Consider the following 26,076-nt stretch of genomic DNA (forward strand, 5'->3'; position numbering starts at 1 on the left):
CCGCGCACCGAAAGGAACCACCCTCCCCATGGCAACGGATCTGAGACTGCGCGACAGCGAGGAGATCCAGGGCGACGTCCTGGCCGGCTTCAGGAAGGACAACGTCAGCGTCCTGTTCCTCAAGTTCGAGGACGCGGCCCGGGCCCGCGACTGGCTCCGGCAGCTCGCCCCGCAGATCGCCACCACCCGTGCGGTCGCCGCGTTCAACGAGGCGTTCAGCGAGGCCCGCAGGACCTCCGGCGGCGACGACCCCAAGACCCTCAGGGCGACCTGGCTCGGCGTCAGCTTCACCTACGAGGGCCTGCGGATGCTCTCCACCACCGACCCCTTCCCCCAGCCCCCGCCGGTCGGCAGCGGCCTGGAGGCGTTCAAGGAGGGGTCGGCCAGGCGGGCCGGCGCGCTCGGCGACACCGGGGAGAACTCCCCGGAGAACTGGCTGTTCGGCAACGGCGGGGGACAGCCGGTGCACGCCGTGCTGAAGCTCTCCGCGGACACCGAGCAGGACCTCGCGGCGGCCGTCGAGGCCCAGCGGATCGCCGCCGCCGCGTGCCGGGTGCTGATCGTCTACCAGCAGAACGCCCGGACCCTGCTCGGCAGCCGCCGCGGCAAGGAGCACTTCGGCTTCAAGGACGGCATCAGCGAGCCCGGCGTGCGGGGCTTCGACCGGCCCGACCCGAACCGGCCCGGGGAGGTCGAGGGCCACCCGGGCACCCGGATCGTCCCGGCCGGCGAGTTCGTCTGCGGGGAGGAACCCGCCCCGGGCAGCTTCCGGGACTTCCCCGACTGGGCGCGCGCCGGTTCGTTCCAGGTCGTCCGCCGGCTCGCCCAGGACGTCCCCGGCTGGTGGTCGCAGGTCGCGGTCAGGCTGAAGGAGCTCAGGCTCGCCAAGGCCGTGCCGGACGGCGCCACCACCGAGTGGCTGGCGGCCCGGATGGTCGGCCGCTGGCGTTCCGGCGCCCCGGTCTGCCGCTTCCAGGACCGGGACGTCCCGAACGACCCGGGCGCCGCGTCGGACAACGACTTCGACTTCCGGGACGACCTGGAGGGCCTGGTCACCCCGCTCTGGTCGCACCTGCGCAAGACCAGCCCGCGGGCCGGCCTCCAGGCGCCGGACCCCAGCCACCCGCCGTTCGACGCCGAGGAGCTCGACGGGCGGCGGATCATGCGCCGCGGCACGCCGTACGGGGCGCCGTTCGACCCGGCCTCCGAGGGCCCGGGCGGCCCGGACGACCCGCGCGGGCTGCTGTTCATCTGCTACCAGGCCGACATCCAGCGGCAGTTCGAGTTCATCCAGGCCGACTGGATGGACCAGCCGGACTTCCCGCCCGGCCGCAACCCGGTGCCGGGCAAGGACCCGGTCGTCCTGGAGGCCCCCGACGTCGACTTCGAGAGCCGGGACTCCGACGGCACGGTCAAGCACACCCCGCTGAGCTTCGCCCAGTTCGTCCGGACCACCGGCTCGGTGTACGCCTTCATGCCGTCCCTCAGCACCCTGCGGGGGCTCGCCGACGGCCGGCTCGTCGGCCCCGGGCAGACGGGCCAGGGCGGCGGCCAGAGCCAGACCCAGAGCCAGCAGGGCGGCCAGACCACCGCCCCGGCCGGCCCGGCCTACCCGTGCGACGACCTGCTGGCCGTGCCCGACCAGTGGCGGCGCGGCGGCCGGAGCCAGTTCTGGGTCTGCCACGGCGACCGGTACCGGAAGATCTCGGTCGCCGACGGCGCCGCCCACACCGACCGGACGGTCAAGGGCGACACCCCGCTGGGCGACCTGCCCTGCTTCCGGGGCATCGAGCGGATCGACTGCCTGCTGCCCATGCCCGACCTGCAGAACCCCGGCGGCAAGAGCTGGTACTGGGTGTTCCACACCACCGGCGGCCGCCAGCAGTACCGGGCGGTCTCGATCACCGCCGGCACCGGGCACACCGGCACCGCGGAACGCCCGGACCGCGACCTCACCCCCTGGCGCTCCCTGGCCGGCGTCGACCGGGTGGACTGCTTCCTGCCCGTGCCCGACCAGCAGCGGGCCGGCGGCAAGAGCTGGTACTGGGCGTTCCACACCACCGGCGGCCGCCAGCGCTACCGGCTGGTCTCGGTGGCCGACGGTGCCGCCCACACCGACGTGCTGGAGCGCTCCGACCGGGAGCTGTCCCAGTGGGGCTCGCTGAACGGCGTCACCGCGGTGGACTGCTTCCTGCCCGTGCCCGACGCCCAGCGGACCGGCGGGAAGAGCGAGTACTGGGTGTTCCACGGGGACAGCTACCGCCGGATCTCGGTGGCCGACGGCAGCGGCCACCCGGACCGTCTGGTCTCCGGCCCGCGCTCCTGCTCGGCCTGGAACTCGCTGACCTGAACCGGCTCCGGCCCGGCCCCGCGACCGCCCGGCCGCGGGGCCGGGCCGGTCCTCACGCGAACGACCGGGACGCATCCGGGACACCCCCGGTTCATGTGATCCATCCCACAGTTTGAGCCGGACTCAGCGCGCCTCCTGGCACCTAGGCTTGCGCTGGGAAGTTGGCAGTCGTACCACCCTCCGGGCTCCCGTCCGGGATCGGTGACGGGACTCTCAGGGAGTTGAGGCGATGCGCCGTCGGCGGTGGAAGCATGTCCTGATCGGCGCCTTCGCGGGTGCCGCCGTCCTCGCCGACGCCGGCGCGGCCGCCGCCCAGGCCGCGGCCGCCACCGAGCAGTTGGCCATCTCCACCCCGCCGGCCGGCAGCGCCGCCTGGGTCGAGGACCACTCCTACGGACACGACCTGCCCGACCCGGCCACCACCGCCCCGGCCGCCGCCGCCGAGTTCTTCGGCCGGCTCGCCCCCGCCGAACTCGACCGGCTGGTCGAGGCCTACCCGCTGGTGGTCGGCAACTTCGACGGCGCCCCGCCCGCCGTGCGCTACCGGGCCAACCGGATCGCCCTGGCCGCCGAGCGCGACCACGCCCGGGCCCGCGCCGCCGACCGCGACCTCCCCCCGGAGCAGCGCGCGCTCGCCGTCTCCCGGGCCAACGACGTGCAGAGCCTGCTCGCGCCCGGCCGCCAGATCCTCGCCTTCGACCCGCGCGGCCGCGGCCTGCTCACCGAGGTCTGGGGCGACCTCGGCGCCGCCGACCGGGTCGCGGTGCTCGTCCCCGGCTCCGACGCCGACCTCGGCCACTTCGACCAGGCCGTCGAACCGCTGCGCTCCCCCGCCGGAATGGCCCGGGCGCTGTACCAGGAGGAGCAGCGGCAGTCCCCGGGCACCCGCACCGCGGTGATCGCCTGGACCGGCTACGTCACCCCCTCCGGCCTCGGCCCCGACGCGGTGACCTCCCGGCTCGCCGACGTCGGCGCCCCCCGGCTGCGCCGGCTGCTCGCCGGGCTCAAGGAGACCACCCGGCCCGAGGCGCCGCCCGCGCTGTTCTGCCACTCCTACGGCTCGGTGGTCTGCGGCACCGCCGCGCCGGACATCCCCAGGGCGGCCGCCTCCCCGGCCGACACCACCGGGATCACCGACCTGGTGGTGTTCGGCTCCCCCGGCATGGGCGTGGAGAGCACCTCCGAACTCGGCGCCGGGGTGCACGTCTGGGCCACCCGCAACGAGACCGACTGGATCGGCAACGTGCCCTACCTGGAGGTCGGCGGGCTCGGCCACGGCGCCGACCCGACCTCGCCGGACTTCGGCGCCGAGCGGATCTCCTCGGCCCGCTCCTCCGGCCACAACGGCTACTTCGCCACCGGCACCGACAGCCTGCACAACTTCGCGGCCGTCGCCCTCGGCGCCTACCAGGACGTGCTGCGCCCCGCCCCGGAGGCCTGACGGACCGCCAGGCCTCCCGGAGCACGCCCCGGTGGGCCTCCTAGCGGGCGTCCTGGTACAGCCGGACGGCGTCCGCCGCGACCCGCCCCATCTCCCGGCGGGCGGCGGGCGGCGAGAGCACCTCGGCGTCCGCGCCGAACGCCAGCAGCGACCGGACGGCCGGCAACGACTGGAGGCCGAGGGTGAGTTCGACCCAGTCGTCGGGCGCCCCGCCCCCGGTCTCCGGCGGCGGGGCGGTGAGCCGGGCGCCGTGGATCCGCAGGAACATGTCCAGCCGTCCGCGCCGCACCCGCACCTTCACCGTCAGCTCCTTGGGCAGCCGCTCCACCTGCTCGCGCAGCACCGCCCAGACCTCGGCCAGCCCCACCCCGGGCCGGCGGCGCACCGCCTCCTCCGAGGTCTCCGCGCCCAGCACCCGGTCGGCCCGGAACAGCCGCGGCTCGCCGTGCAGATCGGCCACCAGGTACCAGACCGCGGCCTTGCTGACCAGGCCGTACGGGTCCACGGTGTACTCCGCCGGCGCGGGCGCGCCGTTGTGCCGGTAGCGCAGCCGCAGCCGGCGGTCGGCGAACACCGCGTACTGCAGCTCGCCGAGGTCGGCCCCCTGGGGCGTGCCGGCCTGCATCCAGCGCGCCGGGTCCACCAGGACGCGCTCGCTGATCCGCTCGGCGCCCGGCCGGTGCGGGGCGGGCAGCGCGGCCATCACCTTGCGCAGCGCCGAGCCGAGCGCGCCGTCCAGCCCGAGGTCGCTGTGGGCGCCCTGGGCGGAGAGCACGAACAGGGCCCGCGCCTCGTCGGCGGTCAGGCCGCTGACGTCGGTGCGGTAGCCGGGCAGCAGGCTGATGCCGCCGTGTCGGCCGCGTTCGGTGTAGACGGGCACGCCGGCCGCGGAGAGCGCCTCGACGTCGCGGTAGATGGTGCGGACCGACACCTCCAGCCGTTCGGCCAGTTCGGTGGCGGGCACCCGGCCGCGGGTCTGGAGCAGCAGCAGGATCGAGAGCAGGCGGTCGGCCTTCATGACACGAGGATCCCAGAAATCATGACGGCGGTTGTCAGGTTTTACCGGGAGATTGCCTCCCGTCACGAAGACCTTCCGCACCGATGGAGTTGACCCGCCCCATGGACACCACCCAGGACCCCCGTCCGCTGTACCTGCTCGCCCTCGACCAGGTGGAGAAGCTGATCGCCGAGGCCGGTCCGGAGAGCCTGGACCGGCCCACCCCGTGCGCCGAGTACGACCTGCGGGCCCTGCTCGACCACGTGGTCGGCGGCGTCCACCGGCTCGCCTACACCGGTGAGGGCGGGCGCTCCCAGGACGTCGCGGCCGCGACCGGCGGCGTGCCGGACGACGGCTGGCCGGCCGCGCTCGGCCGGGCCCGTGCCCGGGTGACGGCCGCCTGGGCGCAGGACGCCAAGCTGGAGCGCCCGACCTCGGTGCCGTGGGGCGAGGTGTCCGGCCGCGAGGCGGTGGGCGGCTACTTCATGGAGACCGTCATCCACTCCTGGGACATCGCCCGCGCGCTCGGCACCGCCCACCTGCTGGACGAGCGGCTGGGCGAGGCGGCGCTGGCGATCGCCCTGGCCGTGCTGCCGGCCGAACCGCGCGGCGGCGGCGTCCCGTTCGCCCCGGTCCGGCCCGCTCCGGCCGGCGCCGACGCCTACACCAGGCTGGCCGCCCACTCCGGGCGCGCCGTCTGACGCGCATGCCTCAGTGGCTCGCCGCGCACCGGGCGAGCCGCCCGTTGTAGACGTCGATCTTGTGGTCGAGCACGGCCAGGGTCGCGTGCAGGTCCGCGATCTGCTGCCGCACCGCCTCCCGGTGGGCGAGCAGCAGGTCGCGGCGGTCCGCGGAGGTCCGCTCGCCCTCCCGGGCCAGCTCGACGTACCTCAGCATGTCCGCCACCGGCATCCCGGTCAGCCGCAGCCGCCCCAGGAAGGCCAGCCGGTGCAGATCGGCGTCGCTGTAGCGGCGCTGGCCCGAGGCCGAGCGGTCCACCGGGTCGAGCAGGCCGATCCGTTCGTACCAGCGCAGGGTGTGCGCGGTCAGCCCGCTGGCCGCCGACACCTCGCCGATGGTGTGCCGCGACGTGCGGTCGGGCACGCCGGCCGGATCCCGGAACACCTCGCAGCAGGTGCGCAGTCCGGCCTCGATCGATGCGAGTGCGGTCATGGTCGGTCCCCCGGTGGTGAGCGTCGCCCACGACGCCAGCGCCTTGGAGTGCACTCCAGGCAAGTGCGCCCGGGCGGCCTGCCGTCCCTCCCGGCGCACCGGCCCGGTTAGAGTCGGGCCCATGGAGAGCTTGCGGAAGATCGAGACCTGGCCGGTGCCGCACGCGGCGGCGGCCGTCGTCCGGGGCGCGGACGGCGCGGTGCTGGGCGCGCACGGGCCGCAGGAGCACCTGTTCCCGCTGGCGTCGGTGACCAAGCTGCTCACCTCCTACGCCGTGCTGGTTGCGGTCGAGGAGGGCGTCTTCGAGCTGGACGACCCGGCCGGCCCCGAGGGTTCGACCGTCCGGCACCTGCTCGCCCACACCTCGGGCCTGGCCTTCGACGAGCACCGGGTGATGGCCGCGCCCGGCAACCGCCGGCTCTACTCCAACGCCGGCTTCGACGTGCTGGCACAGACCCTGGAGCGGGCCGCGGGCATCGAGTTCGGCCGGTACGCCGCCGAGGCCGTGTTCCAGCCGCTCGGCATGCACGCCACGCTGATCAACACCGCGCACCGCTCCCCGGCCGGCGCCGGCGCCCTGTCCACCCTCGCCGACCTCACCCGGTTCGCCGCCGAGCTCCAGTCGCCCAAGCTGCTCGACGCGGGCACCCTGCGCACCGCCACCCGCGAGGTCGCCTTCCCGGGCACCAGCGGTGTGCTGCCCGGCTTCGGCCACCGCCGGCCGAACGACTGGGGCCTCGGCTTCGAGATCCGCGACGGCAAGGCGCCGCACTGGACCGGCACCGCCAACTCCCCCGCCACCTTCGGCCACTTCGGCCAGTCCGGCACCTTCTTCTGGGTGGACCCGCAGGCCGGCGCGGCCTGCATCGCGCTCACCGACCGTGACTTCGGCCCCTGGGCCGCGGAGGTCTGGCCGGTGCTGAGCGACGCCGTCCTCGCCGAGCTCGCCTAGGACCCACCCCGGCCGTCGGCCGTCGGCCGTCAGCCGTACGAGACCGGCGTGTGCATCTCCCACAGGAGGAGTTCCGCGCCGCTCTCGCCGGCCGTCGGCGCCGCGAAGGCGTCCCCGGTGATCCGCACGCTGTCGCCGGGCACCATCGACCGGCCCCCGCCCTGCGGTCCGGGCACCGTCCGGTAGCCGAGCGAGCCGGCGGTCAGGTGCGCGTACCGGTAGGCGGCGGCCGGCAGCGCGGGCAGCGGCTGCCACGGCCCGGCGGTCGCCAGCCACAGCGCGGCGTCCCGGCGCCGCAGCCGCAGCGCCGGGGTGCCGGCGTCCCGCTCCAGCCCGGAGGCGAGCAGCGTCAACCCGCCGGGCGCGCGTTCCACCCGGCGCAGCCCGTACACGGGGGGCGCGTCGAAGACGTCGGGCTGGAGCCACATCTGGACGAACCGGACCGGGACGTCGGCGCCGCCGACGTTGCGCTCGGTGTGGGTGACGCCGGAGCCCGCGCCCAGGTGCTGGACCATGCCGGGCCGCACCACCCCGTCGTGCCCGCGGGAGTCCCGGTGGGCGAGCGCGCCCTCCAGCACCCAGGTGAGGATCTCGGTGTCCCGGTGCTTGTGCTCCTCGAACCCGGCGCCGGGGGCGAGGAGCTCCTCGTTGCACGCGAGCAGCGCGCCGAAGTGGGTGTTCTTCGGGTCGTAGTGCCCGGAGAAGGAGAACGCGTGCCTGGTCTCGACGCCCTCGGCGGGCGTCGAGCGGTAGCGCTCGGCGGTGCGGCGCAGGTCGGCGCGGGGGCGGGCGGGGGCATCGGTCACGGACCCACCGTAGTGGCAGCCGTGACGGGTGTGACGAGCCACCGCCCGCGCCGTCCGACGGGGGCTGTGCACGAGCAGTCACTCCGGTGAGGCAGTCTTGTCCCTGTGCCAGCCGCTTCCGCGAACTCCAAGAGCGATCCGACCGCCAGTCCCGACAAGAACGGGAAGAGCCCGACGCCGGGCGCCGGGAGAGACCGGCCCGGCCGCGCGGCACCGCGCCTGACCGCGCAGGAGCGCCGGCTCGCCGCCGAGCGCGCCGAGCGCCGGGCCGCGACCCTCAAGCGGCTGGAGAAGTCCTCGGGCAAGCTCGCCTCCGCCGCGATCGCCCGGATGGACGACCAGCTCGGCTGGTACCGGCGGATGCCGCCGGAGCACCGGTCCTGGATCGGCCTGGTCGCCCAGGCCGGTATCGCCGCCTTCACCGAGTGGTACCGCAAGCCGGACACCCCGCAGGCGATCTCCACCGACGTCTTCGGCACCGCGCCGCGCGAGCTGACCCGGGCGATCACCCTGCGCCAGACGGTCGAGCTGATCCGCACCACCATCGAGGTGATGGAGGAGGCCATCGAGGAGGTGGCCGCTCCCGGCGACGAGGCCGACATGCGCGAATCCGTGCTGGTCTACGCCCGGGAGATCGCCTTCGCCACCGCCCAGGTGTACGCCCAGGCCGCCGAGGCCCGGGGCGCCTGGGACGCCCGGCTGGAGGCACTGGTGGTCAACTCGCTGCTCTCCGGCGACGCCGACGAGGGCGTGCTGTCCCGGGCCGCCGCACTCGGCTGGGGCCAGCCGAGCCAGGTCCGGGTGGTGATGGGCTCGGCTCCGGACGGTGACAGCGAGCTGGTGGTCGAGGCGATCCGCCGGGCCGCCCGGTACGCCAAGCTGCACGTGCTGACCGGGGTGCTCGGCAAGCGCCTGGTGGTCGTGGTCGGCGGCGACAAGGAGCCGGTGCACGCGGCCCGGGCCCTGATCGGCCAGTTCGCGCCGGGTCCGGTGGTGGTCGGCCCGACCGTCCCGGACCTGCTCTCGGCGACCCGCTCGGCGCACGCGGCGGCGGCCGGTCTGCGGGCCTGCGCGGCCTGGCCGGACGCACCGCGCCCGGTGCTGGCCGACGACCTGCTGCCGGAGCGCGCGCTGGCCGGGGACCAGGCGGCCCGGCGCCAGCTGGTGGAGGAGATCTACACACCGCTGGACGAGGCGGGCTCGGCACTCCTGGAGACCTTGAGTGTCTACCTGGAGCAGGCCTCCTCCCTGGAGGGGGCCGCCCGGATGCTCTTCGTCCACCCCAACACGGTGCGCTACCGGCTCCGACGTGTGACCGACGTCACGGGCTACGCGCCGTCCGACGTACGTTCGGCGTTCACCCTGCGTATCGCACTGGCGCTGGGGCGCCTCACCGCCGCCGGAGAGTCAAGCTGAACGCGCTGTAGGGACCTTACAATCCCGGATGCTTTTCTTCGTTACCGTCGCCTACCCGCCCCCGGGCGCCTGGCGAGAGAGGGTTGAACCGTGCTCGTAATCGTCGCCCCTGGACAGGGTGCCCAGACCCCCGGTTTCCTCAGCCCCTGGCTGGAGCTCGACGGTGTCGCCGACCGCCTGCAGGGCTGGTCGGAGGTCGCCGGGCTCGACCTCGTGCGCGCCGGAACGGAGGCGGACGCCGAGGAGATCAAGGACACCGCCGTCGCCCAGCCGCTGCTGGTGGCGGCCGGTCTGGTGACCGCGCGGGCGCTGTTCCCGGACGAGGTCGCCGCCCGTGCGCTGGTCGGCGCGGTCGCCGGCCACAGCGTCGGCGAGATCACCGCGGCGGCCGGCGCCGGCGTGCTGAGCGCCCGCGACGCGCTGACCTTCGTGCGCGAGCGCAGCCTCGCCATGGCGGAGGCCGCCGCCGCCACCGAGACCGGCATGCTCGCCGTGCTCGGCGGCGACCAGGAGGTCGTCGCGGCGAAGCTCGCCGAGCACGGCCTGACCGCGGCCAACAACAACGGCGGCGGCCAGATCGTCGCGGCCGGCACCCTGCCGCAGCTGGACGCGCTGCGCGAGGACCCGCCGGCCGGTGCCCGGCTGGTCTCGCTGAAGGTGGCCGGCGCGTTCCACACCACCCACATGGCCCCCGGCGTCGAGCGGCTGGCCAAGCTGGCCCCGACCCTGCCGGTCGCCGACCCCCAGGTCGCGTACGTCTCCAACCAGGACGGCGAGGTGGTCACCTCCGGCACCGAGGTGCTGAACCGCCTGGTGTCGCAGGTCTCCAACCCGGTCCGCTGGGACCTCTGCATGGAGACCCTGCGCGGGCTGGGCGCGACCGCCGTCATCGAGCTCGCCCCGGCGGGCACCCTCACCGGACTGGTCAAGCGCAACCTCAAGGGCGTGGCGACGCTGGCCCTCAAGACCCCCGCCGACCTCGACAAGGCCCGCGAGCTCGTCGCGGAGCACGGCGGTCAGCAGCAGGAGCAGCAGGCATGAGCGACACCCCCCAGATCCGCCCGGTGACCGGTGCGCAGTTCTCGCGCATCCACGGTGTGGGCGGCTACCGCCCGGTCCGGGTGGTCCCGAACGCCGAGGTGCTGACCTGGATCGACTCCTCGGACGAGTGGATCCGCACCCGCAGCGGGATCGCCGAGCGCCGCTGGGCCGGCCCCGAGGAGTCGGTCGCCGAGATGTCGGTGCAGGCCGCCGGCAAGGCGATCGCCCAGGCCGGGATCGACCCGGCGCGGATCGGCGGTGTGATCGTCGCCACCGTCTCGCACCTCAAGCAGACCCCGGCCATCGCCACCGAGATCGCCGAGCGGCTCGGCTGCGGCACCGCCCCGGCCTTCGACATCTCGGCCGCCTGCGCCGGCTTCGGCTACGGCCTGGGCCTGGCCGACGGCATGATCCGCGGCGGCAGCGCCGAGTACGTGCTGGTCATCGGCGTGGAGCGGCTCAGCGACCTGACCGACACCTCGGACCGCTCGACCGCGTTCATCTTCGGCGACGGCGCCGGCGCCGCGATCGTCGGCCCGTCCGACACCCCCGGCATCGGCAAGGTCGTCTGGGGCTCGGACGGCTCGCAGAAGGACGTCATCTCGCAGACCCAGGCCTGGGACACCGCCTTCGCCAAGGAGGACGCCGTCAACGGCGCCGGCGAGGAGCTCAAGTGGCCCGCGCTGCGCATGGAGGGCCAGACGGTCTTCCGCTGGGCGGTCTGGGAGATGGCCAAGGTGGCCCAGCAGGCGCTGGACGCCGCCGGGATCACCGCCGACCAGCTCGGCGCGTTCATTCCGCACCAGGCCAACATGCGGATCACCGACGCCATGATCAAGGCGCTCAAGCTGCCCGCGTCGGTGCCGGTCGCCCGTGACATCACGGAGACCGGGAACACCTCCGCGGCCTCCATCCCGCTGGCGATGGAGCGCATGCTGGAGAGCGGTGAGGCCCGCAGCGGCGACCTCGCCCTGATCATCGGGTTCGGGGCGGGTCTCGTGTACGCCGCGGCAGTCGTTACGCTCCCCTAGGCGTTTTCGCCCGATCCACCCGCAAGCCTGCGTCCGTCCGCCGGGCGGCCGCATTCAACACCGAAGAGGAGCAGCCAGTATGGCTACCAAGGACGAGGTTCTGGAAGGTCTCGCCGAGATCGTCAACGAGATCGCCGGCATCCCGACCGAGGACGTCGAGCTCGACAAGTCCTTCACCGACGACCTGGACGTCGACTCGCTGTCCATGGTCGAGGTCGTCGTGGCCGCCGAGGAGCGCTTCGACGTCAAGATCCCGGACGACGAGGTCAAGAACCTGAAGACCGTCGGCGACGCCGTGGACTACATCCTCAGCCACGCCTGAGCGGTCGGCGCGTTCCACGCGTTCGACGCCTGACATCGGCCGGCTCCTGCGAGTCGGCCGACCCGCCGGCCGGGACGCCCCACCGGGCGCCCGGCCGGGCTCACCTTCGGCCGTCGCCGACCCCCGCACAACGTGAGAGAAGAAGATCCAGTGACTGTTGAGAACCGTACCGTGGTCGTCACGGGTATCGGCGCCTTCACGCCGCTGGGCGGCGACGCCGCCACCACCTGGGAGAACCTGGTCGCCGGGCGCTCCGGGGTGGCTGCCCTGACCGAGGAGTGGGCCGCGGACCTGCCCGTGCGGATCGCCGCGCGCACCGCCGTCGAGCCGGGCGAGATCCTGCCCCGGCCGCTGGCCCGCAAGCTGGACCGCTCGGCGCAGTTCGCGCTGATCGCGGCCCGCGAGGCCTGGGCCGACGCCGGCTACGAGACCCCGGCCACCGACGAGTCGTCCAAGCTGGCCCCGGAGCGCCTGGGCGCCGTGATCGCCTCCGGCATCGGCGGCGTGACCACCCTGCTCGACCAGTACGACGTGCTGAAGGAGAAGGGCGCCCGCAAGGTCTCCCCGCACACCGTCCCGATGCTGATGCCCAACTCCCCGGCGGCCAACGTCGGCCTGGAGGTCGGCGCCCGCGCGGGTGTGCACACCCCCGTCTCCGCCTGCGCCTCCGGCGCCGAGGCGATCGGCTACGCGATCGAGATGATCCGCAGCGGCCGCGCCGACGTCGTGGTGGCGGGCGGCACCGAGGCGGCGGTCCACCCGCTGCCGATCGCCGCGTTCGCCAACATGATGGCGATGTCCAAGAACAACGACGAGCCGCAGCGCGCCTCGCGCCCCTACGACAAGGCCCGGGACGGCTTCGTGCTGGGCGAGGGCGCCGGCGTGGTCGTGCTGGAGTCGGTGGAGCACGCCGAGGCCCGCGGCGCCCGGATCTACTGCGAGGCGGTGGGCCAGGGCCTGTCCTCGGACGCCCACCACATCGCCCAGCCCGAGCCGACCGGCGCCGGCGTGGCCCGCGCGCTGGCCGACCTGTTCGACCGCAACGAGCTGGACAAGGCCGAGATCGTGCACGTCAACGCGCACGCCACCTCGACCCCCCAGGGTGACACCGCCGAGCTGAAGGCGCTGCGCAAGGAGCTCGGCGACGACCTCGACCACATCGCGGTCTCGGCCACCAAGTCGATGACCGGTCACCTGCTGGGCGGCGCCGGCGGCATCGAGACCGTCGCCACCGTGCTGGCGCTGTACCACCGCATCGCCCCGCCGACCATCAACGTCGAGGAGCTGGACGAGGACGTCGACGCGGACATCGTCCGCGACGAGGCCCGCAAGCTGCCCGAGGGCCGGATCGCCGCGCTGAACAACTCGTTCGGCTTCGGCGGCCACAACGTGGTGCTGGCCTTCCGCACCCGCTGACCCGGGCCGCACCCGCCGTACGCACCGCAGGCACCGCACGCAACGGGAGAGGGGTCCGGCGCTCATCGCGAGCGCCGGACCCCTCTCCCGTCTCCCCGTGCGGTCAGACCACCTGGTGCAGCCAGCGCACCGGAGCACCCTCCCCGGCGTACCGGAAGGGCTCCAGCTCGTCGTCCCAGGGCTTGCCGAGCAGCATGGCGATCTCCGCCTCCAGGTCCGCCCCCTCGCTGCGCGCGCGGCGCAGGACGGCCCGCAGCCGGTCCTCGGGGATCAGGATGTCCCCGTGGATGCCGGTGACGGCGTGGAAGATGCCGAGCGCGGGCGTGCTGCTGTACCGCTCGCCCTCGGCGGCGGCGCAGGGCTCGCTGGTGACCTCGTAGCGCATCAGCTGCCAGCCGCGCAGCGCGGAGGCGAGCTTCGAGGCCGTACCGGGCTCGCCCTGCCAGGAGAGCTCGGCACGCCAGTGCCCGGGCGCGGCCGGCTGGCGGATCCAGTCCAGGCTCACCCGCACGCCGAGCACCCCCGCGACGGCCCACTCGACGTGCGGGCACAGCGCGCGGGGCGCGGAGTGGATGTACAGGACTCCACGTGTCGTCACCGGGACCTCCAGGCTGTGGACGAGGGTCGCCTTCCCCAGCTGCCTCGTGTTCGTGCCCGTAGTTGATCCGCAGTTACCCACGTTAGCCGACATTAAGCCACTAAATTGAGCAAAACGGACAGGCTTTCGCTCAATGCTAGTCGAATCCGCAACGAGGTCCACCCCTCGGTCGGATCTCTCCCCCGAACGGCCCCATCGCCGGGCGTGACCACCGTACCGCGCCGCCCCGCAGCAGGGATGACGCACTTTCGGATTGGGCCGGAATGCGGTAGTGCGGCCGGCGCCCCTCCGCCGGGTACGCAAACCGCCCCGCGCCGGCCGGGGCCGGTGCGGGGCGGTCGGGCGTGACCGGGCGTCAGCCGTCCAGGCGGACCACCATCTTGCCGGTGTTGGCACCGCGCAGCATGCCGAGGAAGGCGTCCAGCGCGCTGTCGATGCCGCGGGTCAGCGTCTCGCGGTACTTGAGTTCGCCCGAGCGCACCCACGCCGAGACCTCCTCGACGAACTGCGGCCGGAGGTCCTGGTGGTCATTGACGAGCAGGCCCTCGATGCGGAAGCGCTTGGCGATGATCTGCGCGAGGTTGCGCGGCGCCGGGGTGGGCTCGGTGGCGTTGTACTGCGAGATCATGCCGCACACGACGATACGGCCGTGCAGGTTGATCGCCTCGATGGCGGCTTCCAGGTGCTCGCCGCCCACGTTGTCGAAGTACACGTCGATGCCGTCGGGAGCCGCGGCCAGGAGCTGCTCGGCGACCGGGCCGTTCTTGTAGTTGAACGCGGCGTCGAACCCGTACTCCTTCACGAGGAGCTCGACCTTCTCGTCCGAGCCGGCGGAACCGATCACCCGCGCCGCGCCCTTCAGCTTGGCGATCTGGCCGACGATGCCGCCCACGGCGCCCGCCGCGCCGGACACGAACACCACGTCGCCGGCCTTGATCCCGGCGATCCGGGTCAGCCCCGCGTACGCGGTCAGGCCCGGCATGCCCAGCACGCCCAGGTAGGTCGAGAGCGGCGCGGCGTCCGGGTCCACCTTGACGGCCGTCCGGGCGTCGAGGGTCGCGTACTCGCGCCACCCGTGGAAGTGCAGGACGTGGTCGCCCACGGCGAAGCCCTCGGCCCGCGAGGCGACGACCTGACCGACCGCGCCGCCCAGCATGGGCTTGCCCAGTTCGTACGGCTCCGCGTAGGACTTGCGCGTCGACATCCGGCCGCGCATGTAGGGGTCGACCGACAGGTGGGTGTTGCGGACCAGGACCTCGCCCGGGCCCGGGGTGCGGACCGGCGCCTCGACGAGGGCGAAGTCGGCCGGGACCGGCCAGCCCTCGGGGCGGGCGGTGAGGTGCCACTCGCGGGCGGTGGCGGGTGCTTCCGGCGCGGTCGGCTCGGCCATGGTGATCTCCCACGTGAAAGGTTGAGTCGGTGAAGTAACAATGGGCATGAAAAGTTCACGTTGTCAAATGTTCAGGTAGACTGGTGACCATGAACGCCCAGCCGCCCCGGGACACCGTGCCGCAGGCCGACGAGATCACCCGCGAGGTCGTCGATCTCATGGCCAACCTGGTCGCGCTCTTCCACCGCGAGTACGAGGAGGCCGCCGCCGCCCGCTCGCTCACCGGAGCGCAGGCCAAGGTCCTCGCCCTGCTGCGGCGCGGCCCGATGCCCATGCGCCAGATCGCCCAGACGCTCAGCTGCGAGCCCTCCAACATCACCGGCATCGTCGACCGGCTGGAGACCCGCGGCTTCGTCACCCGCCAGCCCGACCGCCAGGACCGCCGGGTCAAGCTGGTCGCCACCACCGACACCGGCAGCACCGCCTCCGAGGAACTGCGCGAGTCGCTGAACTTCGCCCGCGAGCCGCTCGCGGCGCTCGGCCCGGAGGAGCGGACCCAGCTGCGCGACCTGCTCCGGCGGATGCTCGCCGGCGCCTCCGGACCGGGGGCGTGAGGAGCATCACAGCACCGGCCGCCGAATTGGCGGCCGATCGGAGGTAACCGAACACTCCCCCGAAACGTCTAACGTTCGGACAACCGGCACCCGCCCCGCGACCAGGCGGTACGGGTGGGGCCGGAGAGCGGAAAACGGGGGGACGGGAAGGATGAGCAGCAGCTCGCGCCGTCGGCGTGTCATACGGACCGTCATAGGACTCGCCGCCGTCCTGGTGCTGTCCGTGGCCGGGGCGGGGGCGTGGTTCTACCACCGGCTCGACACCAACATCACCACCTTCGACGCCGGCGGCGTCGCCACCGAACGCCCGCCCGCGCCCGTGCCGGTCACGCCGGGCGCCTCGGTGCCGGTCAACGTCCTGCTGCTCGGCTCGGACACCCGCAACGACGGAAACGCCGACCTCGGCGGCGGCGACGAGGGCGTCGGCCACTCCGACACCGCGATCCTCTTGCACATCTACGCCGACCACAAGCACGCCGTCGGCGTCTCCATCCCCCGCGACACCCTGGTCACCGTCCCGTCCTGCCGGCTGCCCAGCGGCGACTGGACCAAGCCGCGGACCAACCAGATGTTCAACGAGGCCTTCACCGTCGGCGAATCCGCCCAGGGCAACCCGGCCTGCACCCAGAACACCGTCGAGGCCCTCACCGGCCTGCGCATCGACCACACCATCGTGGTCGACTTCAAGGGCGTCGCGGCGATGACCGAGGCCATCAACGGCGTGGACGTCTGCGTCCCCAACGACGTCAACTCGCACAACATCAAGCTCAAGAAGGGCCAGCAGAAGATATCCGGCCAGCCCGCCGTCGACTACCTGCGCGCCCGCTACGGCTTCGGCGACAACTCCGACATCGGCCGGATGAAGCGTCAGCAGGCCTTCCTCTCCTCCATGATCCGCAAGATCCAGTCCCAGGGCTTCTCGCTGCCGACCCTGCTCCCGCTCGCCGACGCCGCGACCCGCTCGCTCACCGTCGACGAGGGCCTGGGCACCGCGATGAAGCTGGTCGACTTCGCCCAGTCGCTGCAGCAGATCAAGCTCTCCGACATCACCTTCGTCACCGCCCCCTGGCGGTTCTCCACCGTGCAGAAGGGCCGGATCGACCTCGTCCACCCCGACGTCGACACCCTGTGGCAGCTGCTGCGCGAGGACCGCACCCTGGACGGCCAGGCCACCGGCGAGCTGCCCGGGGCAGCGAGCGCGAGCACCGCCCCCGCCACCTCCGAGCCCTCCCCCGCCGCCTCCCCGCTCACCGCCGAACAGCTCGCCACCCCGGTCACCGTGGTCAACGGCGTCGGCACCGACGGACTCGCCGGCCGCGGCTCGGCGGCGATCCGCGCCCAGGGCTTCCAGAACGTCGCGCTCGGCCAGACCACGGGCGGGCGGCTGCGCACCGAGATCGCCTACGACCCGCCGTTCAAGGCCGTCGCCGACCAGCTCGCCGCGCTCTTCCCGGGCTCCCGGATGACCGAGGAGCCGGGCTCCGAGGGCATCACCGTCACCCTCGGCCGTGACTACCACCCCACCGCCACCGCCACCGCCGGCCCCGCCACCGGAGCCCCCGCGGTCCCCTTCGCCGCGTCCGCGGAGCCCACCGGGCCGCTGCCCACCGACGTCCCCACCGGCATAGCCGAGAACAGCCGCACCGCGGACACCGACCCCTGCAGCAACCTCACCTAGCCGCCGACGGTGCAGGACCGCCGGGCCCGGCTCGGACCGGGTCCGGCAACCCGGTGACGACGGCGGTGAGCCGGGTGCCGGGCGGGAAGGCGCCGGCCGCGGTGAGGCCGTACAGGGCCGCCAGCGTCTTCGCCACGTAGCGGCGCTCCAGCCCGATGCCGTGCCGCCGCTCGAAGCCGGCCGCGAACTCCTCCAGCGCGGCCGGCACCCGCCCGTAGCCGCCGCCGTGGTGCCCGTGGTCGATCCGCCAGCCGTCGAACTCCCGCCCGTAGGCCTCCCGGTGCAACCGGGTCACCTCGCCCTCCAGGTAGCCCTCGCCGCCGCGCAGCACCGCCACCCCCAGCGCCCGCGCCCCCGGCGGCAGCCCGGCCGCGATCCCGGCCAGCGTGCCGCCGGTGCCGACCGGGCAGCAGACCACGTCCCGCTCCCCGAGCCCCGCCAGCTCCGCCACCACCGCCTGCGCACCGCGCGCGGCGAGCGCGTTGGAGCCGCCCTCGGGCAGCACCAGGCACGGCCCCCAGCGCCGTCGCAGCTCCGCCTCCCCGGCTCCGGCCACGCCCCCGCCGGCCACCCGCCCGGCCGCCTCGCGGTACGCGGCCCGGGAGAGGAACACCAGCTCCATCCCGGCCTCCTCGGCGGCCCGCAGCGACCAGTTCCGCGGCGCCCCGGCCAGTTCTTCGCCGCGCACCAGCCCGACGCTGGACAGCCCCAGCGCCCCCGCCGCCAGCGCCACCGCCCGCAGGTGCGTCGAGTACGCCCCGCCGAAGGTCACCAGCCGCCGGTGCCCCTCACGCACCGCCAGCTCCAGATTGGGCCCCAGCTTGCGCCACTTGTTCCCCGGCACCAGCGGGTGCACCAGATCGTCCCGCTTCAGCCGCAGCTCCACCCCGGCCCGCTCGAACACCTCGTCGACACACTCGACCAGCGGAGTCGGCACACGCGGAGCTTCAAGCACCCGCCCAGAATACGGAGCACCCGGCTCCTCGTCCCCGCCCCTCCCCGTCGGCCGGGGCGTCATCGTCCGGGTGAAACCCTGGCGCGTCGCGGCGTGGCAGCAGGCCCGATCCCCTAGGGTTTTCCCAGCCAGGGGGCCGCTCGCACGGGTACGGAGGGTGGGGCGGGTGGGACTCGAACCCACGACCAAGGGATTATGAGTCCCCTGCTCTAACCGGCTGAGCTACCGCCCCGGTTCGCAGTGCGCGACGGCAGGCCGGTCGCGGCAGCAGCAGACGGCCCCGAAAGGCCGTCCCGGGCAGCATAGCCGGTCGATCACCCGTGGTGCGCGCCGGGGGCGCACACGGGTGCGCGCGCGGGGGCGGGCGGACGGCGGTGGCGCGGGGCGGGCCGGACTGGTAGATCTTGGTCGCGAACGGCGGAACGCGTGAACGGCCGCTCCCGCCCCGAGGACGAGACGGAGCCCCGGATGCCCTCCCGCCCGGCCCGGACCGCGCGCGCCGCCAGGACGGCCGCGGCGGCGGCGCTGCTGCTGGCCGCCGCGATCGCGTGCGGCGCGGGACAGGGCGGCGGACGGACCGCGGTGGTGGCCCCGCAGAACCCCGCCTGGGACCGGGTCGGCACGCTGTCGGTGCACACCGCGCAGGGGCCCCGGGCGTGCACGGCGAGCGTGGTGCAGAGCCCGCGGCGCAATCTGCTGGTGACCGCCGCGCACTGCGTGGAGAACCACCGGGTCGGCCTGCTGGACGGCCTGGTGTTCACTCCCGGCTACCGCAACGGCTACTCACCGTACGGGAGTTGGCCGGTGAAGAGGGTCACCGTCGATCCCCGCTGGTCCGCCGACGCCGATCCCGAGTACGACGTGGCGTTCGTCACCGTGGGCCCGGCGGGCGGGCGGCAGGTCGAGGACGCGGTCGGCGGCAACCCGCTCGGCACCGACCAGGGCTTCGGCCTGGCGGTCTCGGTCACCGGCTACCCCAACGAGCGCGACGAGCCGATCACCTGCTCGGGCCTGACCGTCTCGCAGAGCCCGACCCAGGAGCGGTTCGACTGCGCCGGCTACACGGACGGCACCAGCGGCAGCCCCTGGCTCACCACGAACGGCCGGGTGATCGGCGTGATCGGCGGCTACCAGGAGGGCGGCGAGACGCCGGGCACCTCGTACAGCGTCACCTTCGACGAGCGGGTCGCCGAGCTCTTCCAGCAGGCCGTGGCGTGACCCGGCTCACGCCGGGCGGGCGGCCCCGGAGCGGCCCGGGCAACACGAAGGCCCCCCGGTCTACCGAGGGGCCTTCGCTCTGAGCAGTCACCGGGCGGACCCGGTGCAGCTCCCGCATTTGGACTCGAACCAAAAACCTGCCGGTTAACAGCCGGCTGCTCTGCCAATTGAGCTATGCGGGATCGCGGTACACAACTCCCGTACCACGCAAGGACGCCGGACCCGAGGGCCCGCCACCCGAGCTCCCCCAATTGGACTCGAACCAATAACCTGCCGATTAACAGTCGGCTGCTCTGCCAATTGAGCTATGGGGGATCGAGCTTCCCGCTCCGGCCCCCGGTCTCCCGGGCTCCTCGGCGCTCGCTGCGGGACATACATTAGCGCACTCGGGGGGGTGGTCCGCCAATCGCTTTCCCCGGCCGCCGCCGGACGACCCCGCCCGGCGCGTTCCCCGCGCGCCCGGCGCCCCGTCCGTGGATGCTGGGGGCACCGAAGGTTCACCGTCCCGGCAGACGGGGTAGGGCAATGCGGCAATGGCCGCCAGGAGAGGGTGGAATCCGACCATGTGGAAGCTGTCGTTCGGTGTCGGACTCGCGACGGGCTACGTCCTGGGCACGCGGGCGGGGCGCCGGCGCTACGAGCAGATCGCCAGGGTGACCCGGCAGGTCGCCCAGAACCCCACGGTGCAGGGCGCCGCCGAGAAGGCCCGGCAGCAGGCCGGCGCGGTCGCCGGGAAGGCCGCCGGCGCCGTGGCCGGCAAGGTCGGCGACCGGCTGCCGAACTCGGTCACCGACCGGGTGCCGTACTTCAACCGGGCCAGGAGCGAGGACGACAGCTGGGGCACCTACCGGCCCTGACCGCCGTCCCGCGCCCCGGCCTCCCGGACCTCTTAGCGGCCCTCCGTGACGGGCGGGTGACGGCGGGGTGAAGGCCGGCCGGACACGGGCGTCCGGGCGCGGTACCGAACGGGCAACACTTGCCCGGCCGGGCCGCGCCCGGACGCCCGCTGAGGCATGATCTCGACTATGGCCATCGTCGCGGGGATAGACAGCTCGACCGGTCGCACCCGGATCGTCGCGTGTGACGCCGGAACCGGCGCCGTCCTGCGGTCCGGCAAGGCCCCCCACCCCGCGCCCGACGAGCCCGACGCCCGGCCCGGCGAGGCCGACCCGCAGATGTGGCTGCACTCGCTCGGCGACGCGGCGGCCGGCGGCCTGCTGGAGGGCGTCCGGGCGATCGGCGTCAGCGCCCAGCAACACGGCATGATCGGCCTGGACGCCGGCGGCGTGCAGGTCCGGCCCGCGATCCTGTGGAACGACCCGCGCTCCAGCGGCGCCGCCGCGGCCCTGCTGGACGAGCTGGGCGGCCCGGCGGCCTGGACGGCGGCCATCGGCGCCGTCCCCAGCCCCGCGTACACGATCGCCAAGCTGCGCTGGCTGGCCGAGTTCGAACCGGCCAACGCCCGGCGGATCGCCGAGGTGCTGCTGCCGCACGACTGGCTGGTCTGGCAGCTGCTCGGCCACCCCAAGCGCCGCACCACCGACCGCGGCGACGCCTCCGGCACCGGCTACTGGTCCCCGGTCACCGGCGAGTACCGGCAGGACCTGGTCGAGCTGGCGCTCGGCCACGAGCTGAGGCTGCCGGACGTGCTCGGCCCCGCCGAGCCCGCCGGCCACACCCCCGAGGGCCTGCTGATCTCGGCCGGCACCGGCGACAACATGGCCGCCGCGCTCGGACTGGGCCTGGGCCCCGGCGACGCGGTGGTCTCGCTCGGCAGCTCCGGGACGATCTTCGCGGTGCACGAGCGGGCCGTGGTGGACGCCACCGGCCTGGTCTCCTCCTTCGCCGACGCCACCGGCCGCCACCTGCCGATGGTCGCCACCCTGAACGCCGCCCAGGTGCTCCGCTCCACCGCCGCCCTGCTCGGCCGCGACCTGGAGGGCCTCAGCGACCTCGCCCTGCAGTCCTCCCCCGGCGCCTACGGGCTGGTGCTGCTCCCCTACCTGGACGGCGAGCGGACGCCCGCGCTGCCGCACGCGGCCGGCACGCTGACCGGGATGCGGGCGGAGTCGATGGCCCCTCAGCACCTGGCCCGGGCCGCCGTCGAGGGCATGCTCTGCAACAGCGCGGACGCCCTGGACGTGCTGCGCGCCCGCGGCGTCGAGGTGAAGCGGGTCTTCCTGCTGGGCGCCGCCGGACGGCTGCCGGCGGTGCGGCACGTCGCTCCGCAGCTGTTCGGCGTGCCGGTGGTCGTCCCGCCGCCCGGCGCGCATGCGGCGCGCGGCGCGGCCCGGCAGGCGGCCTGGGCGCTGGCCGGGACCCCCGAGCCGCCGCGGTGGGACCTTCCGGAGGCCGTCACCGCGGCCCCGGACGCCGAGCACGACCTGCCGGTCGGCTCTGCGGTCCGCCAGCAGTACCGGGCCGCCCGCGAGCAGATCCACCCGGAGACGGCCGGCTGAGGGCCCCCGGGTCCGCGCCGGCGGTGAAGATGCGTCACCCGGAAACCGGTGGCAGCGTGGGAGACGACGCGGCCACCGCACGGAAGGGCGGCAGGATCCCATGGCACTGCACAAGGGGACCGGTGACGACCGCCGGCTGACCGTCGGCCCGTTCCTCGGCACCGCCGCCGACCCGCTCGGCGCGATGGAGCTGGCGCCCCCGCTGCACCGGCTCGCCGACGGCCCCGTCCCGGCCGACACGGCGTACCAGCTGATCCACGACGAACTGCTGCTGGACGGCAACGCGCGGCTCAACCTGGCGACGTTCGTCAGCACCTCGATGGAGGTGCAGGCCACCCGGCTGATGACCGAGTGTCTCGACAAGAACATGATCGACAAGGACGAGTACCCGCAGACCGCCGAACTGGAGCGGCGCTGCGTGTCCATCCTCGCCCACCTGTGGCACGCCCCCGACCCGGACGCCGCCGTCGGCTGCTCCACCACCGGATCCAGCGAGGCCTGCATGCTGGCCGGCCTGGCGCTCAAACGGCGCTGGATCCGCCGCAACGCCGAGCGCTACGCGGCCGGTGCCCGGCCCAACCTGGTGATGGGCGTCAACGTGCAGGTCTGCTGGGAGAAGTTCTGCACCTTCTGGGAGGTCGAGGCCCGCACCGCGCCGATGGACGGCGAGCGCTTCCACCTCGGCCCCGAGCAGGCGGTGGAGCTCTGCGACGAGAACACCATCGGTGTGGTCGCCGTGCTCGGCTCCACCTTCGACGGCTCCTACGAGCCGGTCGCGGAGATCTGCGCCGCGCTCGACGACCTCCGGCAGCGCACCGGCCTGGACGTCCCGGTGCACGTGGACGGCGCCTCCGGCGGCATGATCGCGCCGTTCCTGGACGAGGACCTGGTCTGGGACTTCCGGCTGCCGAGGGTCGCCTCCGTCAACACCTCCGGCCACAAGTACGGGCTGGTCTACCCGGGCGTCGGCTGGGCGCTGTGGCGGGACCACGAGGCGCTGCCCGAGGAGCTGGTGTTCAAGGTCAACTACCTGGGCGGCGAGATGCCGACCTTCGCGCTGAACTTCTCCCGGCCCGGCGCCGAGGTGATCGCCCAGTACTACGTCTTCCTGCGGCTCGGGCGGGCCGGCTTCCGGGCCGTCCAGGGGGCCTGCCGGGAGGTGGCGCAGTACCTGGCCGACGGGATCGAGGGGCTCGGCGGCTTCCGGCTGCTGACCCGCGGCGACCAGCTGCCGGTGTTCGCGCTCACCACGACGGACGAGGTGCCGTTCGACGTCTTCGACGTGTCGCGGCGGCTGCGCGAGCGCGGCTGGCAGGTCCCGGCGTACACCTTCCCGGCCAACCGGGAGGACCTCGCGGTGCTGCGGGTGGTCTGCCGCAACGGCTTCTCCCGCGACCTCGCGGACCTGCTGCTGGGCGACCTCGAACGGCTGCTGCCGGAGCTGCGGCGCCAGCCGGTCCCGCTCAAGGACCTCGGGGTGCCGGCCAGGACGGCCTTCCACCACTGACACCCCCGCGGACCCCGCGGACGCGGGCGCGGGTGGTGGTCGCGGCGGGGAGGGCGGGTCGTTCGTGCGCCCTCCCCGCCGCGCGTCCCTGCGGCCCGGGGCAGCCTCCCCCCGTGGAGGCTGCCTCGTACCGGTGGGGGCCGGGGCACGGCAGGTGCCGGTCCGTCAGAAGCGGTCCCCGGACGAAGGACCGGGCGGCGAAGCGCTCCGGTGGGAAGAACACTGCCCCACCGCCACATGAATGTTCGAGCCCTGCCCGGTGTTGTGAGACACTTCCGTCCGTCTCAGCGCCAGGACCAGGGCTTTGGGACGCCGGGCCGCCGAGGTTTGAGACGCGAGCACGCCCGCCCACGCCCCGAGCGGTACCACCCGTTCCAGCCCGCCGCCCCGCCCGCCTCGCATGTTTGGAAGAGACCGCATGGGTTCCGCCTGGAAGCAGCTGCCGGACGACCTCTCCGCCCCCGCCAGGCGCCTGACGGAGGAGCTGCGCGCCGTCAAGGACGCGACCGGGCTCTCGCTCTCCGAACTGGCCGCCCGGACCCACTACAGCCGGGCCTCCTGGGAGCGCTGGCTCAACGGCAAGCGGGTCATCACCGAGCAGGCGCTCGACGCGCTGATCTCGACCGTGGAGTGCGACGGTCCGGCGTTGCGGGCGCTGTGGGACCTGAGCGCGGCGGCGCCGGGGACGGACGCCGGCCCCGCCTCCGCCGACGCCGCCGGGGACGCCGGGGACGCCGGGAACGCGGAGGATCCGGCGGCGGAGGCCCCGGCGGACGCCGCCGGGCCCGACGCCGCCCAGGACGCCGTGCCGCAGAGCGCACCGGAGGCCGCACCGGACGGGCAGCCGGGCAGCGGGGACGGCGCCGGCCGGACGCGGCGGCGCCCGGTGGCCCTGGTCGCCGCCTCGGTGGTGGTGGCCCTGCTGCTGGCACTGCTCGGGCTGCGGCTGCTCTCCTCCTCCGACGAGGGCGACGCCGCGGCGCCGACCGCCGCCACCGTGCCGGCGTCCGCCCCGACCACCCCGGCCACCCCGCCGGTCCCGGTGCCCGCCAACCCCGCCCCGCCGGTCCCGGCCTGCCAGGCGCTCGGCTGCGTCCACAAGGACCCCAAGCCGACCGGCTGCGGCGGGGACGCCCGGACCATGCTGACCACCAACGTCGGCAAGGTCGTCGTCTACCTCCGCTACAGCCAGAAGTGCCAGGCGGCCTGGGCCTCGATCAGCGAGGGCCAGCCCGGCGACCAGGCGACCATCACCACCAGCGCCGGGGAGTCGGAGACCGCGCTGATCCACTGGGGGTACGACAACTACTCGTGGATGGTGAACGCGGCCGATCCGACGGTCACCCTGCAGGTCTGCGGGCAGCGCAAGGAGCCGGAGGGCTCCGCCTGCTCGCCCGCGGTCTCCGACCTGGCCCGGACGGTCGCCTCGACCCCGATCCCGCCCGGCCCGGCCACCCCGCCGGCCACCCCGGCCCAGCCCGTGGACCCCGCCGTACCCGCCGAGCCCGCGCCGACGAGCTGAGCGGGGCGGGGCGGGGCGGGGGCCGGGCGGATCAGTCGAGGTAGCCCCGGAGCTGGGCGGCGAAGGCGTGGTCGCGCAGCTTCACCAGGGTCTTGGACTCGATCTGGCGGATCCGCTCGCGGGTGACCCCGAAGAGCACCCCGATCTCCTCCAGCGTGCGCGCCCGCCCGTCGTCCAGGCCGTAGCGCAGCTGCACCACCTGGCGCTCACGCTCGCCGAGGGTGGCCAGCACCGCCTCCAGGTGCTGACGCAGCAGCAGGAAGGCGGCGGACTCGGCGGGTGAGGCCGCGTCGGCGTCCTCGATGAGGTCGCCGAGCGCGACGTCGTCCTCCTCGCCGACCGGGGTGTGCAGCGAGATCGGTTCCTGGGCGAGCCGCAGCAGCTCGCGCACCCGCTCCTCGGTGAGCTCCAGCGCGGCCGCGATGTCGGCCGCGACCGGCTCGGTGCCGCGCTCCTGGAGCAGCGAGCGCTGCACCCGCACCACCCGGTTGATCAGCTCGACCACGTGCACCGGCACCCGGATCGTGCGCGCCTGGTCGGCCAGCGCGCGGCTCATCGCCTGGCGGATCCACCAGGTCGCGTAGGTGGAGAACTTGTAGCCGCGGGCGTAGTCGAACTTCTCCACGGCCCGGATCAGCCCGAGGTTGCCCTCCTGGACCAGGTCGAGCAGGGTCAGCCCGCGGCCGACGTAGCGTTTGGCGACGGAGACCACCAGCCGCAGATTGGCCTCGATCAGCCGGCGTTTGGCCAGCCGGCCGGCGGCCGCCAGGGTCTCCAGTTCGCCGGCCAGCGCGCCGGCCGGCCGCGGTTCGCGGTGCAGCCGCTCCTCGGCGAACAGGCCGGCCTCGATCCGGCGGGCCAGTTCGACCTCCTCGGCGGCGGTGAGCAACCGGATCCGGCCGATCTCGCGGAGGTACTGGCGGAGCAGGTCGGCCGCCGGGCCGCCGGGCTCGGCGCCGGGCCGCCCCGGTGCGTCCCCGTCGTCCCCGGTGGTGTCCTCCCCGGCGTCGGGGTGCCCGGCCGGCAGGCCCTGGGCGGGCACCCGGGAGCCGTCCGGGAACGGTGCCCGCGCCCGGCCGTGGTCCTCGGGCTCGGCGGGCGGGTCGGCGGCGGGCTGGGCGGTCGCGGAAAGGCCTCGGTCCACGGGCATCCCCTCTGGGCGGGCGCGACTCTGGCGGACCCGCGCTGAACGGAGACAGGACGTCCTCCAGTGTGCGGCACGCCACACTCCGTGGCCGAGACTCGTGCGC

General features: G+C 74.3%; 23 protein-coding genes and 3 tRNA genes. 16 read left to right on the forward strand and 10 right to left on the reverse strand.

Annotated features, from left to right (window positions below; genetic code table 11):
* Positions 1–28: 28 nt before the first annotated feature.
* Together ACFVVL_RS04210 and ACFVVL_RS04215 are read left to right on the forward strand one after the other, a co-directional pair.
* Positions 29–2,350 (forward strand): Dyp-type peroxidase, encoded by a 2,322-nt coding sequence (locus ACFVVL_RS04210; protein WP_387671256.1) that lies wholly within the window; start codon positions 29–31, stop codon positions 2,348–2,350.
* A 229-nt stretch (positions 2,351–2,579) separates the two neighbouring features.
* Positions 2,580–3,791 carry an alpha/beta hydrolase gene (locus tag ACFVVL_RS04215; protein WP_380295303.1) on the forward strand — a complete coding sequence of 404 codons (1,212 nt, stop codon included), beginning with the start codon at positions 2,580–2,582 and terminating at the stop codon, positions 3,789–3,791.
* Positions 3,792–3,831: 40 nt separating this feature from the next.
* Here ACFVVL_RS04215 and ACFVVL_RS04220 read toward each other — a convergent pair whose 3' ends face one another.
* Positions 3,832–4,809, reverse strand: coding sequence for a helix-turn-helix transcriptional regulator (locus ACFVVL_RS04220; RefSeq protein WP_387671258.1), 978 nt, complete (start codon positions 4,807–4,809; stop codon positions 3,832–3,834).
* Between the two features lie 101 nt (positions 4,810–4,910).
* On the opposite strand from ACFVVL_RS04220, the gene ACFVVL_RS04225 reads away from it, so the two are divergent.
* Positions 4,911–5,489, forward strand: a complete 579-nt coding sequence (locus tag ACFVVL_RS04225) for a TIGR03086 family metal-binding protein (protein ID WP_380295307.1) — start codon at positions 4,911–4,913, stop codon at positions 5,487–5,489.
* A gap of 10 nt (positions 5,490–5,499) precedes the next feature.
* Here the strand turns inward: ACFVVL_RS04225 and ACFVVL_RS04230 are convergent, their stop codons facing one another.
* Positions 5,500–5,961, reverse strand: a complete 462-nt coding sequence (locus ACFVVL_RS04230) for a MerR family transcriptional regulator (RefSeq protein ID WP_380295309.1) — start codon at positions 5,959–5,961, stop codon at positions 5,500–5,502.
* Between the two features lie 121 nt (positions 5,962–6,082).
* On the opposite strand from ACFVVL_RS04230, the gene ACFVVL_RS04235 reads away from it, so the two are divergent.
* On the forward strand, positions 6,083–6,913 hold the full coding sequence (locus tag ACFVVL_RS04235; RefSeq protein ID WP_380295310.1) for a serine hydrolase domain-containing protein: 831 nt from the start codon (positions 6,083–6,085) through the stop codon (positions 6,911–6,913).
* Between the two features lie 29 nt (positions 6,914–6,942).
* Here ACFVVL_RS04235 and ACFVVL_RS04240 read toward each other — a convergent pair whose 3' ends face one another.
* The gene (locus ACFVVL_RS04240) at positions 6,943–7,719 is read right to left on the reverse strand and encodes a pirin family protein (protein ID WP_387671261.1); all 777 of its coding nucleotides are present in this window, start codon (positions 7,717–7,719) and stop codon (positions 6,943–6,945) included.
* Between the two features lie 219 nt (positions 7,720–7,938).
* Here ACFVVL_RS04240 and ACFVVL_RS04245 point away from each other — a divergent pair, with 219 nt between their 5' ends.
* From ACFVVL_RS04245 to fabF, 5 genes are all read left to right on the forward strand, one after another.
* Positions 7,939–9,135, forward strand: a complete 1,197-nt coding sequence (locus tag ACFVVL_RS04245) for a PucR family transcriptional regulator (protein ID WP_380295320.1) — start codon at positions 7,939–7,941, stop codon at positions 9,133–9,135.
* 90 nt (positions 9,136–9,225) lie between these two features.
* Positions 9,226–10,176, forward strand: a complete 951-nt coding sequence (locus ACFVVL_RS04250; protein WP_380295314.1) for an ACP S-malonyltransferase — start codon at positions 9,226–9,228, stop codon at positions 10,174–10,176.
* Complete coding sequence (locus ACFVVL_RS04255; RefSeq protein WP_380295316.1) at positions 10,173–11,207, forward strand: beta-ketoacyl-ACP synthase III; 1,035 nt, start codon at positions 10,173–10,175, stop codon at positions 11,205–11,207. The genes ACFVVL_RS04250 and ACFVVL_RS04255 overlap by 4 nt, the downstream gene beginning before the upstream one ends.
* Before the next feature lie 79 nt (positions 11,208–11,286).
* Positions 11,287–11,529 carry an acyl carrier protein gene (locus tag ACFVVL_RS04260; protein WP_344325330.1) on the forward strand — a complete coding sequence of 81 codons (243 nt, stop codon included), beginning with the start codon at positions 11,287–11,289 and terminating at the stop codon, positions 11,527–11,529.
* A 150-nt stretch (positions 11,530–11,679) separates the two neighbouring features.
* Positions 11,680–12,945: a beta-ketoacyl-ACP synthase II gene (fabF, locus tag ACFVVL_RS04265; protein ID WP_380295318.1), complete on the forward strand. Its 1,266-nt coding sequence runs from the start codon at positions 11,680–11,682 to the stop codon at positions 12,943–12,945.
* Between the two features lie 103 nt (positions 12,946–13,048).
* Here fabF and ACFVVL_RS04270 read toward each other — a convergent pair whose 3' ends face one another.
* Both ACFVVL_RS04270 and ACFVVL_RS04275 read right to left on the reverse strand, forming a co-directional pair.
* Entirely contained in the window at positions 13,049–13,543 is a 495-nt protein-coding gene (locus ACFVVL_RS04270; RefSeq protein WP_387671264.1) for a DUF3145 domain-containing protein, read from the reverse strand.
* Positions 13,544–13,898: 355 nt separating this feature from the next.
* Positions 13,899–14,933 carry an NADP-dependent oxidoreductase gene (locus tag ACFVVL_RS04275; protein WP_387671266.1) on the reverse strand — a complete coding sequence of 345 codons (1,035 nt, stop codon included), beginning with the start codon at positions 14,931–14,933 and terminating at the stop codon, positions 13,899–13,901.
* A gap of 89 nt (positions 14,934–15,022) precedes the next feature.
* Between ACFVVL_RS04275 and ACFVVL_RS04280 the strand changes: the two genes are divergently transcribed.
* Positions 15,023–15,487: a MarR family winged helix-turn-helix transcriptional regulator gene (locus tag ACFVVL_RS04280; protein WP_387671268.1), complete on the forward strand. Its 465-nt coding sequence runs from the start codon at positions 15,023–15,025 to the stop codon at positions 15,485–15,487.
* A 151-nt stretch (positions 15,488–15,638) separates the two neighbouring features.
* A complete protein-coding gene (locus tag ACFVVL_RS04285; protein ID WP_387671270.1) occupies positions 15,639–17,165 on the forward strand; it encodes an LCP family protein in 1,527 nt (508 codons plus the stop codon).
* Here the strand turns inward: ACFVVL_RS04285 and ACFVVL_RS04290 are convergent.
* Together ACFVVL_RS04290 and ACFVVL_RS04295 are read right to left on the reverse strand one after the other, a co-directional pair.
* Positions 17,158–18,102 carry a 1-aminocyclopropane-1-carboxylate deaminase/D-cysteine desulfhydrase gene (locus ACFVVL_RS04290; protein WP_387671272.1) on the reverse strand — a complete coding sequence of 315 codons (945 nt, stop codon included), beginning with the start codon at positions 18,100–18,102 and terminating at the stop codon, positions 17,158–17,160. The genes ACFVVL_RS04285 and ACFVVL_RS04290 overlap by 8 nt on opposite strands.
* Positions 18,103–18,278: 176 nt before the next feature.
* Positions 18,279–18,352, reverse strand: a tRNA-Ile gene (locus ACFVVL_RS04295).
* Between the two features lie 236 nt (positions 18,353–18,588).
* On the opposite strand from ACFVVL_RS04295, the gene ACFVVL_RS04300 reads away from it, so the two are divergent.
* Positions 18,589–19,338: a trypsin-like serine peptidase gene (locus ACFVVL_RS04300; RefSeq protein WP_380298003.1), complete on the forward strand. Its 750-nt coding sequence runs from the start codon at positions 18,589–18,591 to the stop codon at positions 19,336–19,338.
* 109 nt (positions 19,339–19,447) lie between these two features.
* Here the strand turns inward: ACFVVL_RS04300 and ACFVVL_RS04305 are convergent.
* Both ACFVVL_RS04305 and ACFVVL_RS04310 read right to left on the reverse strand, forming a co-directional pair.
* Positions 19,448–19,520, reverse strand: a tRNA-Asn gene (locus ACFVVL_RS04305).
* 60 nt (positions 19,521–19,580) lie between these two features.
* A tRNA-Asn gene (locus tag ACFVVL_RS04310) sits at positions 19,581–19,653 on the reverse strand.
* A gap of 248 nt (positions 19,654–19,901) precedes the next feature.
* Between ACFVVL_RS04310 and ACFVVL_RS04315 the strand changes: the two genes are divergently transcribed.
* The 4 genes from ACFVVL_RS04315 to ACFVVL_RS04330 all read left to right on the forward strand — a co-directional run bounded on the left by ACFVVL_RS04315 (position 19,902) and on the right by ACFVVL_RS04330 (position 24,826).
* On the forward strand, positions 19,902–20,195 hold the full coding sequence (locus tag ACFVVL_RS04315) for a hypothetical protein (RefSeq protein WP_380298001.1): 294 nt from the start codon (positions 19,902–19,904) through the stop codon (positions 20,193–20,195).
* Between the two features lie 168 nt (positions 20,196–20,363).
* On the forward strand, positions 20,364–21,797 hold the full coding sequence (locus tag ACFVVL_RS04320; RefSeq protein WP_380298527.1) for an FGGY family carbohydrate kinase: 1,434 nt from the start codon (positions 20,364–20,366) through the stop codon (positions 21,795–21,797).
* A 100-nt stretch (positions 21,798–21,897) separates the two neighbouring features.
* Positions 21,898–23,304 carry a glutamate decarboxylase gene (locus ACFVVL_RS04325; protein ID WP_380298528.1) on the forward strand — a complete coding sequence of 469 codons (1,407 nt, stop codon included), beginning with the start codon at positions 21,898–21,900 and terminating at the stop codon, positions 23,302–23,304.
* A gap of 418 nt (positions 23,305–23,722) precedes the next feature.
* Entirely contained in the window at positions 23,723–24,826 is a 1,104-nt protein-coding gene (locus ACFVVL_RS04330; protein WP_387671275.1) for a DUF2690 domain-containing protein, read from the forward strand.
* Positions 24,827–24,857: 31 nt separating this feature from the next.
* Here the strand turns inward: ACFVVL_RS04330 and ACFVVL_RS04335 are convergent, their stop codons facing one another.
* Positions 24,858–25,976, reverse strand: coding sequence for a sigma-70 family RNA polymerase sigma factor (locus tag ACFVVL_RS04335; protein ID WP_387671276.1), 1,119 nt, complete (start codon positions 25,974–25,976; stop codon positions 24,858–24,860).
* Positions 25,977–26,076 lie beyond the last annotated feature (100 nt).

The organism is Kitasatospora sp. NPDC058115 (assembly GCF_042884635.1).
Taxonomy (GTDB): domain Bacteria; phylum Actinomycetota; class Actinomycetes; order Streptomycetales; family Streptomycetaceae; genus Kitasatospora.

Bases quoted from the DNA above. Each gene is read 5' to 3' on its own strand.
- ACFVVL_RS04280 (WP_387671268.1), top strand. From the start codon at position 15,023: ATGAACGCCCAGCCGCCCCGGGACACCGTGCCGCAGGCCGACGAGATC.
- ACFVVL_RS04210 (WP_387671256.1), top strand. From the start codon at position 29: ATGGCAACGGATCTGAGACTGCGCGACAGCGAGGAGATCCAGGGCGAC.
- ACFVVL_RS04275 (WP_387671266.1), bottom strand. From the start codon at position 14,933: ATGGCCGAGCCGACCGCGCCGGAAGCACCCGCCACCGCCCGCGAGTGG.
- ACFVVL_RS04215 (WP_380295303.1), top strand. From the start codon at position 2,580: ATGCGCCGTCGGCGGTGGAAGCATGTCCTGATCGGCGCCTTCGCGGGT.
- ACFVVL_RS04260 (WP_344325330.1), top strand. From the start codon at position 11,287: ATGGCTACCAAGGACGAGGTTCTGGAAGGTCTCGCCGAGATCGTCAAC.
- ACFVVL_RS04325 (WP_380298528.1), top strand. From the start codon at position 21,898: ATGGCACTGCACAAGGGGACCGGTGACGACCGCCGGCTGACCGTCGGC.
- ACFVVL_RS04225 (WP_380295307.1), top strand. From the start codon at position 4,911: ATGGACACCACCCAGGACCCCCGTCCGCTGTACCTGCTCGCCCTCGAC.
- ACFVVL_RS04285 (WP_387671270.1), top strand. From the start codon at position 15,639: ATGAGCAGCAGCTCGCGCCGTCGGCGTGTCATACGGACCGTCATAGGA.
- ACFVVL_RS04315 (WP_380298001.1), top strand. From the start codon at position 19,902: ATGTGGAAGCTGTCGTTCGGTGTCGGACTCGCGACGGGCTACGTCCTG.
- ACFVVL_RS04320 (WP_380298527.1), top strand. From the start codon at position 20,364: ATGGCCATCGTCGCGGGGATAGACAGCTCGACCGGTCGCACCCGGATC.
- ACFVVL_RS04255 (WP_380295316.1), top strand. From the start codon at position 10,173: ATGAGCGACACCCCCCAGATCCGCCCGGTGACCGGTGCGCAGTTCTCG.
- ACFVVL_RS04220 (WP_387671258.1), bottom strand. From the start codon at position 4,809: ATGAAGGCCGACCGCCTGCTCTCGATCCTGCTGCTGCTCCAGACCCGC.
- ACFVVL_RS04300 (WP_380298003.1), top strand. From the start codon at position 18,589: ATGCCCTCCCGCCCGGCCCGGACCGCGCGCGCCGCCAGGACGGCCGCG.
- ACFVVL_RS04230 (WP_380295309.1), bottom strand. From the start codon at position 5,961: ATGACCGCACTCGCATCGATCGAGGCCGGACTGCGCACCTGCTGCGAG.
- ACFVVL_RS04235 (WP_380295310.1), top strand. From the start codon at position 6,083: ATGGAGAGCTTGCGGAAGATCGAGACCTGGCCGGTGCCGCACGCGGCG.
- ACFVVL_RS04335 (WP_387671276.1), bottom strand. From the start codon at position 25,976: ATGCCCGTGGACCGAGGCCTTTCCGCGACCGCCCAGCCCGCCGCCGAC.
- ACFVVL_RS04330 (WP_387671275.1), top strand. From the start codon at position 23,723: ATGGGTTCCGCCTGGAAGCAGCTGCCGGACGACCTCTCCGCCCCCGCC.